The 16797-nt window shown below is 63.7% G+C and carries 15 protein-coding genes; 7 read left to right on the forward strand and 8 right to left on the reverse strand.

Annotated elements, in window-relative coordinates:
- Window positions 1–137: 137 nt before the first annotated feature.
- Complete coding sequence (locus UP06_RS21685) at window positions 138–890, forward strand: transglutaminase-like cysteine peptidase (protein ID WP_045005594.1); 753 nt, start codon at window positions 138–140, stop codon at window positions 888–890.
- Between the two features lie 191 nt (window positions 891–1081).
- Complete coding sequence (locus UP06_RS21690; RefSeq protein ID WP_045005595.1) at window positions 1082–2206, forward strand: lysozyme inhibitor LprI family protein; 1125 nt, start codon at window positions 1082–1084, stop codon at window positions 2204–2206.
- A 174-nt stretch (window positions 2207–2380) separates the two neighbouring features.
- On the opposite strand, the gene UP06_RS21695 is transcribed toward UP06_RS21690, so the two are convergent.
- The 6 genes from UP06_RS21695 to UP06_RS21720 form a co-directional block, all read right to left on the reverse strand.
- On the reverse strand, window positions 2381–3580 hold the full coding sequence (locus UP06_RS21695) for an ABC transporter substrate-binding protein (protein ID WP_045005596.1): 1200 nt from the start codon (window positions 3578–3580) through the stop codon (window positions 2381–2383).
- Window positions 3581–3655: 75 nt separating this feature from the next.
- Entirely contained in the window at window positions 3656–5494 is a 1839-nt protein-coding gene (locus UP06_RS21700; protein ID WP_045005597.1) for an AMP-dependent synthetase/ligase, read from the reverse strand.
- A gap of 91 nt (window positions 5495–5585) precedes the next feature.
- Entirely contained in the window at window positions 5586–6374 is a 789-nt protein-coding gene (locus tag UP06_RS21705) for an ABC transporter ATP-binding protein (RefSeq protein WP_045005598.1), read from the reverse strand.
- 4 nt (window positions 6375–6378) lie between these two features.
- Complete coding sequence (locus UP06_RS21710) at window positions 6379–7137, reverse strand: ABC transporter ATP-binding protein (RefSeq protein WP_045005599.1); 759 nt, start codon at window positions 7135–7137, stop codon at window positions 6379–6381.
- Window positions 7134–8285 carry a branched-chain amino acid ABC transporter permease gene (locus UP06_RS21715; protein WP_045005601.1) on the reverse strand — a complete coding sequence of 384 codons (1152 nt, stop codon included), beginning with the start codon at window positions 8283–8285 and terminating at the stop codon, window positions 7134–7136. Before UP06_RS21715 ends, UP06_RS21710 begins: the two co-directional genes overlap by 4 nt.
- A 5-nt stretch (window positions 8286–8290) precedes the next feature.
- Window positions 8291–9166, reverse strand: coding sequence for a branched-chain amino acid ABC transporter permease (locus UP06_RS21720; protein WP_045005604.1), 876 nt, complete (start codon window positions 9164–9166; stop codon window positions 8291–8293).
- 263 nt (window positions 9167–9429) lie between these two features.
- Between UP06_RS21720 and UP06_RS21725 the strand changes: the two genes are divergently transcribed.
- The 4 genes from UP06_RS21725 to UP06_RS21745 all read left to right on the forward strand — a co-directional run bounded on the left by UP06_RS21725 (window position 9430) and on the right by UP06_RS21745 (window position 14094).
- A complete protein-coding gene (locus UP06_RS21725) occupies window positions 9430–10179 on the forward strand; it encodes an ABC transporter ATP-binding protein (protein WP_045005798.1) in 750 nt (249 codons plus the stop codon).
- Complete coding sequence (locus UP06_RS21730; protein WP_045005606.1) at window positions 10176–11702, forward strand: hypothetical protein; 1527 nt, start codon at window positions 10176–10178, stop codon at window positions 11700–11702. Before UP06_RS21725 ends, UP06_RS21730 begins: the two co-directional genes overlap by 4 nt.
- Before the next feature lie 400 nt (window positions 11703–12102).
- Window positions 12103–12915, forward strand: coding sequence for an MBL fold metallo-hydrolase (locus UP06_RS21740; RefSeq protein WP_045005610.1), 813 nt, complete (start codon window positions 12103–12105; stop codon window positions 12913–12915).
- Between the two features lie 126 nt (window positions 12916–13041).
- Window positions 13042–14094, forward strand: a complete 1053-nt coding sequence (locus UP06_RS21745; RefSeq protein WP_045005612.1) for an amidohydrolase family protein — start codon at window positions 13042–13044, stop codon at window positions 14092–14094.
- Between the two features lie 73 nt (window positions 14095–14167).
- Here the strand turns inward: UP06_RS21745 and UP06_RS21750 are convergent, their stop codons facing one another.
- Window positions 14168–14623, reverse strand: a complete 456-nt coding sequence (locus UP06_RS21750) for a cupin domain-containing protein (protein WP_045005614.1) — start codon at window positions 14621–14623, stop codon at window positions 14168–14170.
- A gap of 236 nt (window positions 14624–14859) precedes the next feature.
- On the opposite strand from UP06_RS21750, the gene UP06_RS21755 reads away from it, so the two are divergent.
- Complete coding sequence (locus tag UP06_RS21755) at window positions 14860–15414, forward strand: hypothetical protein (RefSeq protein ID WP_045005616.1); 555 nt, start codon at window positions 14860–14862, stop codon at window positions 15412–15414.
- Between the two features lie 14 nt (window positions 15415–15428).
- Here the strand turns inward: UP06_RS21755 and UP06_RS21760 are convergent, their stop codons facing one another.
- On the reverse strand, window positions 15429–16685 hold the full coding sequence (locus UP06_RS21760) for an aminopeptidase (RefSeq protein ID WP_045005617.1): 1257 nt from the start codon (window positions 16683–16685) through the stop codon (window positions 15429–15431).
- Between the last annotated feature and the right edge of the window lie 112 nt (window positions 16686–16797).

Below are 16797 nucleotides of genomic sequence, written 5' to 3' on the forward strand. Positions count from 1 at the left end.
TGCTCCGCGGTTTTGGGGCCCCTGCCGGGCGCGTTAAGCAGAACAAAACGGCCCGTCTCGCACTATCTCCGCGAAAGCAACAAAGCCCGGCACGTACAGGTCGAGGGGGACCTGGCGAAGCCGGAAGGGGATGTCAGATGGAGACCGCTACTCACAGGCGCGCCTGGCGCGCAATCCTTGTTCTGTGCGGATTGATCCTGTTCGGATCGGCCGCCGATCTTCGTGCCGGCACGCTGCTGTCGCCGGGACCCGGCATCCTCGTGCGCAAATCCGCCGAGCCGTTCGGCGTGTTCGCCTTCGCCATTTCGACCGGCAGCCTGCGGCAGAAATGGTTCGCGCTGAAGGACAAGCTCGACGACGACATGGTGCAGCTCGCGCTGTGCGACGGCGACCGCGACAATTGCGCGTCGCCGGCGGCGCTCAAGCTGCTCGCCATTGTCGACCAGGCCCGTACCCGCGACGGCCGCGCACGGCTGGGCGAAACCAACCGCGCCATCAATCTCGCGATCCGCGCGGCGGATGACGGTGCCGACGACGTCTGGAGCTCGCCGCTTGCGACCTTCCAGCGCGGCGCCGGCGACTGTGAGGATTACGCCATCGCCAAGCTGGCCGCGCTGCGGCTTGCGGGCGTCGCGACCGACGACCTCCGCCTCGTGGTGGTGCGCGACACTCCGACCGGCGAGGAGCATGCGGTCGTCGCAGCAAAGCTCGACGGCCACTGGCTGATGCTCGACAACCGCCGCATGGCGATGGTCGAGGATGAGAACGCGCGCGGCTACCAGCCGTTGTTCGTGCTCTACCAGTCTGCCGTGCTGAAATATGTCGGGGAGCCCATGCAGTTCTCCGGGCTGGACAGCCCGCGCCTGTCGCTGGTGGCCGAGACGCGCTGAATTATCTTCTAGCCTCGTAGCCCGGATGGAGCGCAGCGAAATCCGGGGTCTCTCGCGTCTTGCACGAGTCCCGGATTGCGCTCCGCTCCATCCGGGCTACGGCCCTCACATAAACCGCACCGCCACAAGTCCATTCCTTCATGCCGTCTGAAACTGCTAGCATGGCTCCAACCATGCTGGGGACGACTGGAATGCGGTTGATCGTGCTGTCTGTGCTTGCGCTGCTGGCTTGGCCTGCGGCACTGGCTTCCGCCCAATCCGCCACGCCCGACCGCTCCATCGCCGACAAGCTGCCGCTGTTTGCCAAGAACAATTGCCAGCAGAACCGCGACCCCGCCAACCAAATGTTCTGCGGCGATGCCGAGCTTGGCACTGCCGCCGAGAAGCTGAGCGCGGCGATCGAGGCGCGGCTTGCCCGCCTGCCCGATCGCCTGCCCGCGATCGAGGAGAATGCGATCTGGATCCGGCAGCGCAGCCTCGGCTGCGGAATCATCGGCCAGGCCGCGATCCGCTATGACGACGTCGACCAGATCAAGGCCTGCCTGCTCAAGGTGACCGAGGAGCGCGCCGCGATCCTGCGCGATGCCGATTTCGACTGCCTCGCGGCCAACACCGCGGCCGGCGCGCTGATCTGCGCAGACCCGTCGCTGGCGCTTGCCGAGACCGAGCTGAACAGCCTGGTGCTCGGCCTGATCGGCAAGCTGGACCCCACCGCGGCGCGCTTTGCCTACGCCGAATACGGACGATGGACCCGGGAGCGCGATCGCAAATGCAATCTGGTCGGCAAGGAGAATGTGCCGCTTCAGGAGCTTGAGTCCGCGGAAGGCTGTCTCGCCGACTATCTGAAGCGCCGGACCGACGAGATCGCCACCGCCAAGGGCGATCCGAAGAAAGTGTTCGGCCGCCAGGTCGCGGCCAAATTGCCCGACACCGACGCGGTCGACTTCTGCGCCGCGCGGATTCATGCGGCCAATTCCTGCGGCAATTTCGTCCGCATCAACCGCGTCTACGCGCTCGGCAGCCAGGTCAGTGAGCAGGAGGCGCAGGTCACCGGCGAGATCGAGATGGTCGTGCTGGCGCCCTTCACCGCCTGTAGCAAGGTCGCCTCCACCTGCACCGGCACCTGCTGGGATCTCAGGACGGGTCGTCCGCAGCCGGCAACCGGCGGCAGAGAGCGATCCGGTGACGCCTTCAACGTCACGCGCCGGCTCAGGATCGAGCGGACCTTCGCCTTCGTGAAAGCCAATGACGGCTGGCGATGCCGGGAGGACGAGCTCGCGCCGGTGAGTTCGGGCACGTCGGGCGGGGGATCGTAGCCTCTTTCTTCCTTCTCCCCTTGCGGGAGAAGGTGGCGCGAAGCGCCGGATGAGGGGTGCTCTCCACTCGTAAGACCGTTCGTGAGGATAGAGACCCCTCACCCGTCTCGTCGCTGCGCGACGAGCCACCCTCTCCCACAAGGGGCGAGGGTGCACTGCTCGTGCGGCGAGAGATCAAAACATCAGATTGTCCTTCACCAGCACCCAGCGGCCGCCTTTGACCTGCTGCACCTGGGTAATGGTGTTGGCGAGGTGGTCGGTCTTGGAGAACTTCGTCGGCGGCGAGTTGAAGATGTCGAGGAATTTTTCGCCCGACTCCAGCGAATCTAGCATCTTCTGTCCGGTCAGATCCTTGCCCGCCTTGTCCGCATAGAACGCGAATGTCGTCACCGCGTTGTAGCCGATGATGGCCTGCGTATTGGCGTCGGTGCCGAACATCTTCTTGTAGTTGATGAGCCAGTCGTGGACCTTGCCCTTGGCGGTGTCCTCATACGGAATCTCGAAGCCCGACGCCGCATAGAGCCCTTCGACCGCCTCCTTGCCCAGCGTCGGCACTTCCAGCACGTTGGTCGGCGTGGCGCCGAGGAAGGTGACGTCCCAGCCGAGCTTCTTGGCTTCCGTCATCGCGCCGATGGTCTCGCGGATCACGGTGCCGAGCACGACGAGGTCGCAGCCGTCGGACTTCATCTTGGCGACCTGCGCGCTGAAATCGGATGCACCGCGCTTGTAGCTCGTCACCGAGGCCGGCTGCACCTTCATCGCAACCAATTGCTGATTGAAGCCGTCCAGCACGTTCTTTCCGTACTCGTCGTCCTGATGCATGATGCAGGGCTTCTGGAAGCCCTTCCACTCGATCATGTATTTCAGCGCTGCGCGCGTGCTCTCGACGTAGGGCAGCAGGTTGTTGAACTTCAACCGCTCCTGCGGCTTGGCCGGATCGAACTTGAAGGTGAACTCGGCGGCCGTGAGCGGAAACAGCTGGAGCACACCGGCTTCGAACAGGATGTCCTGCGCGGCCAGCGTCGGCGCCGATCCCATCGAGCCGATCATCACAAAGATCTTGTCGCGCTCGACCATCTTCTGCGAGGCCAGCACGCCCTTCTTCGGATCGTAGCCGTTGTCTTCCAGGATCATCCTGATCTTGCGCCCCTGGATGCCGCCGGCGGCGTTGATCTCCTCGACCGCCATCTTCATGCCGTTGGAGACCGGCACGCCCCAGACCTTGATCGGACCCGACAGATCCTGATGGGTGCCGATGACGATCTCGCCCGCCGAGATGCCTTCATTGGTGACCTTGGTTTGCGCCGCGGCCGGCAGACAGGTGAGCGCCACCGCGCCCATCGCAAGGCCGAACGCTCTCAACGATCTCGACATTGACGTCTCCTCCTTGGGCCCGTGTTGTACAAAGGGCGAGGGCCATCGCTCCTTCGCTGTTTTTTCAAACGAGATTCAGGCAACCGCCCGCGCGTGATACATCGCATCGATTTCCGCGGCATAACGCTTGTTCACGAAATTGCGCTTCAGCTTCATGGTCGGTGTCAGCTCCTCATCCTCCGGCGTGAGCTGGCGCTCGATCAGGTAAAACTTCTTGATGGTCTCGACGCGGGCGAAATTGCCGTTGACCGTTTCGATCTCGCGCCAGATCAGATCCTGGATCTCCGTCGCCCGGCACAGGCTGGCGTAATTGGTGAAGGGGATGTCGTGGTCCTGGGCGAACTTCTCGACGTTCTCCTGGTCGATCATCACAAGGCAGGTGAGATAGGCCCGCTTGTCGCCGATCACCACGGCGTCCGAAATGTAGGGCGAGAATTTGAGCTGGTTCTCGATCTCCGACGGCGTGATGTTCTTGCCGCCGGAGGTGATGATGATGTCCTTCATCCGATCGGTGATCTTGACGAAGCCCTCGTTGTCGATGGTGCCGACATCGCCGGTGCGCAGCCAGCCGAGCGGGTCGATGGTCTCCGCCGTCTTCTCCGGCTGGTTCAGATAGCCCATGAACAGGAAGTCGCCCTTGATCAGGATCTCGCCGTCGGTCGAGAGCGCGACCTCGCCCCAGGGCACGGCCGTGCCGACCGAGCCGAGCTTGATGCGCTCCGCCGGCATCATGGTGGCGACGCCGCAATTCTCGGTCTGACCGTAGACCTCGTGGATGTCGATGCCGAGCGCGAGATACCAGCGGATCAAATCCGGCGCGATCGGCGCTGCGCCTGTGAAGGCGATGCGGCAGCGGTCGAGCCCGATCATGCGGCGGATGTTGCGGAATGCGAGCCGATAAGCGATGCGGCTGGCGATGCGCAGCGACAGCGGCGGCGTCTTGCCTTCGATCCGGCAATCGACCATGCGGTAACCGATGCCAATCGCATGGCGGTAGACCCATTGCTGCAACGGCGTCGCGTCCTTCAGCGCGATGGTGATGGCGGAATAGAATTTTTCCCAGATGCGCGGCACCGCGAAGAAGACGGTCGGCTGCACCTCGCGTAGATTATCCGGCACGGTTTCCGGGCTCTCGGCGAAATTCATCACCGAGCCCAGCGCGACCGAGATGTAGTAGCCGGCGACCCGCTCGGCGACGTGGCAGAGTGGCAGGAAGATCAACCGGTCCTCGTCCTCTCGCGCCGAAATGAAATCGTTGGCGTGCCGCATCTGGTGCGTGACGCTGCGGTTGGCATGCATGGCCCCCTTGGGCGGCCCGGTGGTGCCGGAGGTGTAGACGAGAATGGCGAGATCGCCGGCGCTGCGGCTGTCGATCATCTCCTGCCACAGCGTCTCGCGCCCGACCATGTGGTTGCGGCCGAGGGCGCGAAACTCGTCGAGCGACATCACCATGTCGTCGGAGAAGCCGCTGAGGCCCTCCATGTCGAACACGATGATCCTTTGCAGGCTGGGGCAGCGCGCGCGGCAGGCCAGGAGCTTGTCGAGCTGCTCCTCGTCCTCGGCGAAGATCACCTGCGTCGCGGAATCATTGAGGAGATATTCGACCTGCGCCGCGGCATCGGTCGGATAGATGCCGGAAGAGACGCCGCCGGCGCACAGGATGCCCATGTCGGCATAGACCCATTCGGGCACGGCGTTGGCGACGATCGAGGCGACATCGCCGGGCCTGAAGCCGATCGCATGGAGGGCGTAGGCGATCTCCTTTGAGATTTGCAGCCATTCGCGCCAGTTTGTCGGTTGCCAGATGCCGAATTTCTTCTCGCGGATCGCAGGCCTGTCCCCACGCACCTCCGCTGCGCGTAGAAAACTCCTCGCGATCGTATCGGCGACCGTCAGCACCGCCGGTCGGGCCATGCGCGTTTCCTCCTTGTCGCTTTCCCTCCGCTGCCTGCCTTGCCGGCGGTCTATTGCGGATGAGCAGGTTCATCTAACGCCAAATCTTCTCCTAACGCCAAGTCTTCTTCTTTTTCCAGCGCCGCTCGCCTCGCGCGCCCTGTTCCTTGGCACCAAGGTAGAATTCCTGGATGTCCTGGGAATGCATCAAGCGGTCGCAGCTGTCGTTCATCACGATACGGCCGATTTCCAGCACGTAGCCGTAGTGCGCCGTATCCAGCGCCACCCTGGCGTTCTGCTCGACCAGCAGGATCGACATGCCCTGCTCCTCGTTGACGCGGCGGATGATGGTGAAAATCTCCTTCACCAGGATCGGCGACAGGCCGAGCGAGGGCTCGTCGAGCAGCAGCAGCGTCGGCCGGTTCATCAGCGCGCGTCCGATCGCGAGCATCTGCTGCTCGCCGCCGGAGAGCTGGCCTGCCGGCTGGTTGAGGCGCTCCTTCAACCGCGGGAAGTAGCCGTACACGCGCTCGATGTCCTCTGCGACGCCGTCGCGATCCCGGCGCGGATAGGCGCCCATCATCAGGTTCTCGCGCACCGAGAGGAACGGGAATACTTCGCGCCCCTCCGGCACATGACTCAAGCCGAGACGCACGATCTTGTCGGCCTCCATGCGCTGGATCGGCCTGCCCATGAATTCGATCGAGCCCTTCTGCGGATCGAGAATGCCCGAGATGGTCTTCAGCACGGTCGTCTTGCCCGCGCCGTTGGCGCCCAGCAGTGTGACGATGCGGCTGCGCGGCACTTCCAGCGAAATGCCGCGGATCGCCATGATCGGCCCGTAATAGCTCTCGATGTTGGAAAGCCTCAGGATGATGTCCGATGTCACCGCGGCATCCATTGCGTCAGGCTCCTAGATACGCAGCGACGACGTCGGGGTGCTGCTGCACATCGGCGGGCGAGCCCATCGCCAGCACGCGGCCATAGTTCAGCGCGATGACGCGATCGGAGACGCGGTTGACCAGCGACATGTCGTGCTCGACCATCAGCACGGTGACGCCGAGCTCGCTCTTCATATCGCGGATCCAGAACGACATGTCGTCGGTCTCCTCGACATTGAGGCCGGAGGACGGCTCGTCGAGCAGGATCAGTTTTGGTTCCGAGCACAGCGCACGCGCGAGCTCGATCACCTTGCGCACGCCGTAGGGCAGGCCCGAGATCAGCTTGTCGCGGTAGGGCTCCAGATCCAGGAACTCGATGACCTGCTCGACCCGGCGGCGATGCAGCTTCTCGTTGGCGCGCACGCTTGGCAAGAACAGGAGCTCCTGCCAGAGCTGCGTGGTCGAATGGCGGTGGCGTCCGACCAGGAGATTGGACAATACGGTCGCATTCTCGAACAACTCGATATTCTGGAAGGTGCGGGCGATGCCAAGCCTTGCGATATCGTAGGGCGGCTGCTCCGTGATGTCCTGGTCCTCGAAGAAGATACGGCCCGAGGTCGGCCGGTAGATCCGCGAGATCAAATTGAAGATCGAGCTCTTGCCGGCGCCGTTCGGCCCGATGATCGAGAGGATCTCGCCCTTCTCGACCGCGAACGACACCGCATCGACGGCCTTGAGCCCGCCGAAATGCAGCGACAAATTCTCGGCGCGGAAATAGCTCATCGGTTGCGCTCCGACTTCACGTAGATCTTCTGCCGCTTGAAGGTGGCGCGCTTGTAGAGCGGGAACAGCTGGAAGAAGAGTTTTATCTTGAGCCAGCGCCCATAGAGCCCGAGCGGCTCAAACAGCACGAACAGCACGATGATGATGCCGTAGATCGCCCCCTTCAGCCCGTTCAGCGAGGCGAACGCTGCGACCTTGGACTGGACGTTGGCCGCGCCTTGCGTGCCGGCCCCGAACGCGGCGGCAATGCCGGCGATGATGCCGGGCATGTCGTCCTTCAAATAAGTCAGGAACGGGTCGATCATCACGATGAAGATCGCGCCCAGCACGGCGCCGTGCAGGCTGAAGGTGCCGCCGATCAGGATCACGATGATGAATTCGATCGAGAGCTGCAGCGTGAACATCTCCGGCGAGATGAAGGAGAGCTTGTGCGCGAACAGCACGCCGGCAAAGCCGGTGATCGCAGCCGAGATCGCAAAGGACTTCACCTTGTACAGCGCAACGTTGATGCCCATGCTTCGTGCCGCCGTCTCGCTATCGCGGATCGCGACGAAGGCGCGGCCTGTCGGCGAACGCAGCAAATTCAGCGTGCCGACGATGGTCAGCACCAGCACGGCAAGGCAAAGGAAATAGAAGGTCGGGCTGTCGCGTGGCACCGTGACGCCGAGCAGCGACGGCGCCTTGATCCGCATCCCCTCATTGCCGTTGGTGACGCTCTCCCAGCGCGCCAGGATCTCCTCGACGATGAAGGCAAACGAGATGGTGGCGATGACGAGATAGATGCCCTGGAGCCGTAGCGCGGGAAAGCCGACCAGCGCGCCGATCAGGCCGGTCAGCGCGCCGGCAGCGAGGAAGTAGACTGGAAAGGGCACATTATATTTCTGCAAATAGGCGGCGGTGTAGGCGCCGATCGCAAGGAACGCCGCATGCCCGAGCGAGGCTTGCCCGGTAAAGCCGGTCAGGATCAACAGCGCCACGCCGACGGTCGCATAGATGCAGACGAAGACGAGCTGGCTCATCAGATAGCTGGAGAGCATATAAGGCGCGACCAGCAGCACGGCGAGCAGCAGACCGTATGAGACCAAATAGCCCGAATGCGGAAACAGCCTGATGTCGTCCTCATAGTCGGTCTTGAACAGGAACCGCATGGCGTTCAGACCTTCTTGCGGACGTGAAGGCCGAACAGGCCTTCGGGCTTGAGCAAGAGCACCGCGAGCAGCACGATATAGGGCGCGACGTCCTTCCAGCCCTCCGGCAGATAGAAGCCGGCCATGCTCTCGATCACGCCGATCAGCACGCCGCCGACGACCGCACCGGGGATCGAGCCGAAGCCGCCGAGCACGGCGGCGGGAAACGCCTTCAGCCCGAGCACGAGGCCGACATTGGAGTGGATGAAGGTGATCGGCGCGAGCAGCACGCCGGCGCAGGTCGCGACCGCTGCGCTGATCGCCCAGACGATCGACACCACGCGCTTGACCGGAATGCCCATGTAATAGGCTGCCAGCATGTTCTCGGAACTGGCGCGCATCGCGGTACCGAGCATGGTCTTGTTGAAGAAGAGATAGAGCAGCGCGCACAGGATGATTGTCGCCGCGATCACCGAGAGCTTGTCATGGGCGAGCACCAGCGAACCGATGCGCAGCACGCCCTGGCTGAACGGCGTGTCGATCTTGAAATCGTCGGTGCCCCAGATCATGCCAGCGACCGAGCGCAGGAAATAGCCGAGGCCGATCGTGGCCATGATGATGGAGAATTGCGGATAGCCGAGGATCGGCCGCACCACGATCCGCTCGGCCAGCATGCCGAACAGCGCCATCGCGGCCACCGCGCCGGCAAAGCCGACCCAGTAGTTCAGGCCCATCATGCCGATAAAGGTGAAGGCGAAGAAGCCGCCCAGCATCATCAGATCGCCCTGGGCGAAATTGACGACCTCGGTGGCCTTGTAGACAAGCACGAATCCGAGCGCGATCAGGCCGTAGACGCAGCCGAGCGCAACACCGCTGACCAGCTGCTGAACGAAATCCAGCATCGCCGCGCTTCCTCCCGATGCAACCAGCGGTTCTTCGTGACCGCCTTGCCGCATCTTGTGTCCAGCCGCTACGCAGTCGTTTCGCCGCGTGAGCGCCATTTGTCCCGGCGTCAATTCAGCCTGAACCGCCAAGCGCTGTCAACAAACGGTGACTTGCCTTTAGTCCAAGGCGGATGCCGGAATTTGTGGCAGCGCGATTCACCGTGCCGAAACATCTTCGGGTCATGGTCGCGAGCAATGCAAAACCGGATGGTGTGGCCGTCATGAAGCCCGACAGCTCGGCGCTCGAAGTTCTGGGGTTAACGAAGCGTTTTGACCGTTTGGCGGTCGATAGCCTCGATCTCACCATTCACGCCGGTGAATTCTATGCCCTCGTCGGCCCCAACGGCGCCGGTAAGACCACCACCCTGCGCATGGTCGCCGGCCTGCTGCGGCCCGACGCCGGGGGCGTCTCGATCTTCGGCATCGATGCCCTCGCAAATCCCGTCGCCGCCAAGCAGCTGATGGCGTGGGTCTCCGACGAGCCGATGATCTATGACAAGCTGACGCCGCTTGAGTACCTCGAATTCGTCGCCGGCCTCTGGGGCATTGCGCCGTCGGTTTCGGAACCGGTCGCCGAGGAGCTCCTCAGTTCGCTCGGGCTAGAACCGCACCGGCACGAACGCTGCGAAGGTTTCTCCAAGGGTATGCGTCAGAAAGTGGCGCTGGCCGGCGCGCTCGTGCACGATCCCCGCCTCATCATCCTCGACGAGCCGCTGACCGGGTTAGACGCCGTTTCCGCCCGCCATGTGAAGGGCCTCCTGAGCGAGCGCGTCCGTGCCGGCTGTACCATCATCATGACCACACATATTCTGGAGGTTGCCGAACGCATGGCCGACCGCATCGGCGTGATCGCGTCGGGACGTCTGGTTGCCGAAGGCACGCTGACCGAGCTGCGCCAGCAGAACGGCCATGCCGACACCAGCCTGGAAGATCTCTTCATCGCGCTGGTGACGCTCCAGGAAGCCGCATGAGCTCGGCGACGGCGCTTTCGTGGTTTGCCCGCCACGAGCTCCGGCTCGCCTGGCGCGAATGGTTGGCGATGATGACCGGCGGCCGGCGCCGGCGGACGCGTGTCGCGGTCATCGGCCTGCTGCTGTTCGCGGCACTCCTGCACGTGCCGGCCTGGGCGGTGATCGGCCGCTTTGCCGATCTGCAGCTGCCGCTCGACAAATCCTCATTGATCGTGATCTCGGCGACGATCTTCCTCGCCTGGACGCTGATGCTGTCGCAGGCGATCGAGTCGGTGACGCGGGTGTTTTACGCCCGCGCCGATCTCGACCTCATCATGTCGTCGCCGGCGACACTGGCCAATCTGTTCTCGGTGCGCATCGCAGCGATCGCGCTGACGGTCACAACGATGGCGCTGCTGTTCTCAACGCCCTTCATCGACGTGCTTGTGATCGGCGGCGGGCCGCGCTGGCTGGCAGCCTTCGGCGTGGTCGTCGCGATGGGCCTGTCGGCAGCGGCGATCGCGATTGCCGTCACCATCCTGTTGTTTCGCCTGATCGGTCCGGCACGGACGCGCTTCGTGGCCCAGATCTTGGCCGCGATCATCGGCGCCGGCTTCGTGATCGCACTCCAGGTCGCGGCGATCATCTCCTATGGTACGCTGTCGCGCTTCACCATCCTGACCTCCGGTGCCTTTGCCGAACACGCCCCCGATGTCGACAGCATCTGGTGGTGGCCCGCGCGGGCGACGATGGGTGACAGCGAGGCGCTGCTGCTTCTGCTGGCGCTCGGGCTGGTGCTGCTCGGAAGCGTGATGGCGATCTTCTCAGGCCGCTTCGCCGACACTGCGATCGAAGCAGCCGCCTACGGCAAGTCAGGACGCCGGATCGCGAAGGAGCGCCCGTTCCGCGGCGGATCACGGCAGCAGGCACTACGGCGCAAGGAATTTACGCTGCTGTGGCGCGATCCCTGGCTGATCTCGCAGACCCTGATGCAGCTGCTCTATCTGGTGCCGCCGGCGCTGCTGCTCTGGCGCAGCTTTGCCGACAGCTCCGCGGCGCTGACGCTGATCACGCCGGTCATCGTCATGGCCGCGGGACAGCTTGCCGGCGGACTCGCCTGGCTGACCATCTCGGGCGAGGACGCGCCCGACCTGGTCGCGACCGCACCGCTGACGCCCTCCGGTATCATCCGCGCCAAGATCGAGGTGGTGCTCATCGCGATCGCCGTCATCTTCTGCCCGCTGGTCGCGGTGCTGGCATTCGCCTCGCCGGCCCAGGCCGCGATCACCGCGGCCGCGGTCATCATCAGCGCGGCCTCCGCCACCGCGATCCAGCTCTGGTTCCGCGTTCAGGCCCGCCGCAGCCAATTCCGCCGCCGCCAGACCTCCTCGCGGCTTGCGACCTTCGCCGAGGCCTTCTCCTCGATCGGCTGGGCCGCCACTGCCGCGCTGCTCCTCGCACTCCCGATCGCCGGCCTCATCAGCGGCTTGATCACTGCGGGCCTGGTTGCGATTACATGGAAATTCAGCCCGCGCAGGGAGTGAGGGGCGACGTTTATTTACCCCTTTAAGGCGAGTGCATTCTGCCTTATTGATGGGCAATGCAAACATTCAAGGTGGCCGCTGACGGACAAGTGACGCTGACCGCCGAGTTGCTTGAGCACCTTGGTGTGCAGCCGGGCGATAGGCTCGTTGCAAGTGAACTTCCCAATGGAAGCGCCGAATTGAGAGCAGCCCCAAGGGGCAAGATTTCAGACGCTTTTGGCTTCTTGCACACGCAGAGGCAGGGCCCTCCTCTCTCGATCGAGGAGATCAATGAAATTATAGCTGCGGGATGGGCGGGCGAGCGGTAGACCTGCGGCACTGACGCGCTGTTGATCCTGATCTGTTGGCGATGTGCTGCATTGCACGTTAGACTTTCCCGAGCGTCATCGGGGACGGATCTATGTGGCGACTTGTTTCGGCGGTTCTGGCGCTGTTCGGCGCAACTCTCTCCCCTGCCCTCGCCCAGCAGCCTCAGCGCAGCGAATGCCTGGCGATGGCGAACGCGGCGCCCCGCGCGATGCCGGTCGCCTTCCGGCAGGCGGCAGCCGCGGCCGAGGTCGAGATCACCTATGCCGGCCATTCCACCTATTTCATCGACACGCCGGGCGGGGTGCGCATCGCGACCGATTATAGTGGCGCCTATCAGATCGGCCGACTGCCCGACGTCGTCACCATGAATCGGGCCCACAGCACCCACTACTCGCTAAATCCCGACAAGCGCATTCCTCATGTGCTGCATGGCTGGGGCGAGGACGGCAAGCCGGCGGTGGTCTCGGAGCGCATCGGCGACACCCTGATCCGCAACGTCACGACCGACATACGCCGCTATTTCGGCGATGATTCCGGCACCGACATGATCCGCGACGGCAACTCGATCTTCATCTTCGAGGTCGCGGGCCTCTGCATCGGCCATCTCGGCCATCTCCACCACAAGCTCGACGACAGCCATTTCGCGCAGATCGGGCGGCTCGACATCGTGATGGTGCCGATCGACGGCACCTATACGATGTCGCTCGACGGCGTCTCGGAGATCACTAAGCGGCTACGCGCCTCGGTGGTGCTCCCGATGCACCGCTTCGCCACCCCGCTCGACGAGTTCATGCGCCTGATCGGTCAGCAGTTCGAGATCGACCGCCGTACCGAGCGGTCCTTGCGGATCTCGCGGGATACATTGCCGTCGACGCCGACGGTGATCATCCTCGACGGGGTCTGACGCCCAGGAACCGGCAACCGCGCCCGCTGTGCTCGCACTGATGGGCGCGGTTGCGCGGCACGCGCTGCTGCGTACGCAGACAAGGTGCTAGGCTTCCTCCACAAAACATGAGGGGAGCGAACGCCAATGGCTGCAAGTGGTCTACCCGCCAACACGAGCGGGCTTTTCGTCGACCCGCGTGAGGATTGGCTCGCGCTGCATCAGGAGGAGATCATCGATCCCTTGCGGCCGATCGTCGATCCCCACCACCATCTCTGGAATCGCGGCCATCGCTATCTGATCGAGGAGATGGCAGCAGATATCGGCTCCGGCCACAACATCATCGCCACCGTCTATGTCGACTGCCGCTCGATGTACCGCGCACATGGGCCCGAGGCGTTCCGGCCGGTGGGCGAGGTCGAGTTCGCCAACGGCGTCGCTGCGATGAGCGCGAGCGGTGCTTACGGCACGGCCGCGATCTGCGCCGGCATCGTCAGCCATGTGAACCTCTTGCTGGGCGATGCGGCCAAGCCGGTGCTGGAGGCGGAGATCGCCGCCGGCAACGGCCGCTTCCGCGGCATAAGGCATTCCTCGGCCTGGGATGAAGATCCCGCCGTCGCCGGCATGTATGCGAACAGGCCGAAGGGGCTTTTGCAGGATCCGACTTTCCGCAAGGGCTTTGCCTGCCTCGCGCCGCTTGGCCTGAGCTTCGATGCCTGGCTGTTTCATCCGCAGATCGGCGAGCTGACCGAACTTGCGCGTGCCTTCCCCGACACCAAAATCGTGCTCGACCATTGCGGCGGACCGGCCGGCGTCGGCCGGTTCGCGGGGCGGCGCGAGGAGGTTTTCCCGCAATGGCGCGCCTCGATCCGCGAGATCGCGACATGCGAGAACGTGGTGGTCAAGCTCGGCGGGCTCGCGATGTGCCTGCTCGGCTATGACTTCCATCTGCGCGCGAGGCCGCCGTCATCGGAAGAGCTTGCCGCCGCCTGGCGGCCCTATATCGAAACCTGCATCGAGGCGTTCGGGCCAAAGCGCGCGATGTTCGAGAGCAATTTTCCGCCGGACAAGGGCCAGTGCAGCTATCAGGTGATCTTCAACGCCTTCAAACGCATTGCAGCGCCCTTGAGCGAGCCTGAGAAGACCGCGCTGTTCTCGCAGACAGCGACGGATGTCTACCAGCTTGAACTGCCGTCATGACGCGAAAGAGGGGCCGGGATGTTGGTCCCGTCCCCTCTTCCGTCGTGGCCGCTGGGAAGCGTCCTTGAAAGGGCTAGTTGGCACCCATCAGCGTCGCGGGGCGGCGCTCGCCGGGCGAGAGGAACATCCGCTTGAGCTTGTTGACGACGCGGACCATGAAGCCGATCAGCGCCGGGTTGGTCTTGCGGCAGAAGGCGATCTTCTTGACGTGGCCCTCGACGTGCCATTTGGCGTGCGCGCCGTCCCGGAAGAAGATCACGTCGCCGACGCCATAGCGCTTCGGCGCCATGCCGTCACTCTCGAGCACGATCGATCCTTCCAGGATCATGATGGTCTCGTCGAAATCGTAGTACCAGTTGAAACGGCCTTCGGTGCAGGACCAGATGATGGTCGAGGAGGTGCCGTCGGCGCTGGTCGACAGGATGTGCGAACGCGACACCGGGTTACCCTCGATGATCCAGGCCGGCTCAATCGGCCGCAGCTCCAGATCCACATTGCAACTACCGATTTCAATCAACGCGCGCGACATCTGTTTCCCCAGGGGATAGAATAAGTATGCCCGGGGCGGACCCGGATTGTTTCAAAAGGTGTTGAGAACGCTAGTAGCCGGCTTTTAATTCTTTCTTACGCAGGCCCCGACAATCAGCCGCAAGTTGCAAGCGCGAAGGGCCTAACGACGCGATTTGCCTGCAAATTCGCGGATATGAACCCATCTTTTCCTGGGTGCGACAAAATGCGCGACACCACCAGGAAGGAGCCACGCCGATGCCCCTCAGTCCGGAGAGCCTGAGCGCCAACAGCGAGGTCGTCACACGGCTTGGGACCTTCGATGTCGCCTTCGAGCCGGACGAAGAGCCCTGGTTCACCATCGACGGCATCGAAAGTCCCCGGCAGATCGGCAGCGACGGCTCCGGCGGCGCCTTCGTGCTGCTGCCGTCCCAGGAAGTGCTCTACGTCTCATCCGAAGGCCGCGCCGGGATCATCGCCGACAGTTTCGAGGCGTTCGTCCAGCTCGTCGTCGCCTGCCCCTATTGGCTGGACATCCTCAAATTCTCCGCCGGCGGCGACCTCGCGGAGATGCGGCGCGCGGCCCACGCGCTGGAGACCACGCTCGATGATAAGGATGAGGTCAACGAGGCCCGCGCGGACTTGCGCCGAGCGCTCGACCTGCCGCAACCGGATGATCCGGTTGGTGCGCTTTACGAGACGGTCGCGGCTTCCGACGCCATCGTACGGACCACCGACGGCAGTCCGTTCACGACGCTATTCAACCGCTTCAGCATCGACAGCAATCCGATGCTGCGCAACGCGGCGGCGTGAGGGGAGCGAGCGGACTACTTCGCCCACTCGCCCTTGCGGAACACCGGTTCCTTGCTGCCGTCGGCCAGAATGCCGTCGATATCGGTCTCGGCCGAGCCGATCATCCAGTCGATATGGATCAGGCTCTGGTTGCCGCCCTGCGCCGCGATCTGCTGCGGGGTGAGCTGCGCGCCGTTGACGAAGCATTTCGAATAGCACTGGCCGAGCGCGATGTGAGACGCCGCGTTCTCGTCGAACAGCGTGTTGTAGAACAACAGCCCGCTCTGCGAGATCGGCGAGGAATGCGGCACCAGCGCCACTTCGCCGAGCCGGCGCGACCCCTCGTCGGTGTCGAGCACCTTGTTCAGCACCTCTTCGCCGCGGGAGGCCTTGGCGTCGACGATCCGGCCATCCTCGAAGCGCACCGCGATGTTGTCGATCAGCGTGCCCTGGTAGGACAGCGGCTTCGAGCTCACGACATGGCCTTCGACGCGCCGGCAATGCGGCGTGGTGAAGACCTCTTCGGTCGGGATATTGGCGTTGCAGCTGATGCCGTTCTTGGACAACGAGGCGCCGCCCTCCCATTCATGGCCGTCAGCGAGCCCGATGGTGAGATTGGTGCCCGGGCCGGTGTAATGCAGCGCGCGGAAGCGCTTGCCGTTCAGCCAATTGGTTCGCTCGCGCAGCACCGCATTGTGGCTGGCCCAATTGGCCGGCGCGTCCTCGCGATCGACGCGGGACGCCGCAAAGATCGCGTCCGCGAGCTTGCCGATCGCAACGTCTTCGGGATCGTCAGGAAACACCAACTTGGCCCAGGCCGCGCTCGGATAGGCAATGATGTTCCAGTTGGTGTCGAAATTGACGATCTTTTCCAGCGCCGGCTGATAGGCCATGGAATTGGCCTTGCTGGCGCGCGCGACCTTGGAAGCATCTTCACCCGACAGCAGCATCGGATTGTCGCCGACGATGGCGAGACGCGCGGTGTTGTTCGAGAACGCTTTGGCCATGCCCTCGTAGAGCCAGTTGGCGGCGCGATCAAAACTGTTGTCGTGGCCGTGGCGATAGCGCGCCAGCGTCATCTCCTCGTCGGAGAGAATCGGCGTCACGATGCCCGCACCCGCCTTGTAGGCATGCACGGCGATTCGCCGCACCAGCGGCAGCGCGATCGCCGGCGCCGTCAAGAGAAGGTCCTGTCCCGGCCGCAAGCCCAATCCCACCTTCACCGCCACCTCGGCCAGCCGGTCGAGTTTCACAGGATCGATGGGCGTGGCGGAATTGCGGTGATCAGTCATGCGGGGTCCTCTGCCGAGCGTCTGTGATTCAATCTAAGTCTAGCATCACGAGACACAAGTGCGCGAGCGTCTTGGGGCCGGCGAAAGATACGCAGTTTCACGCATCTTGGTT

Origin of the sequence: Bradyrhizobium sp. LTSP857, assembly GCF_000938285.1 — a bacterium.
GTDB lineage: Bacteria > Pseudomonadota > Alphaproteobacteria > Rhizobiales > Xanthobacteraceae > Bradyrhizobium.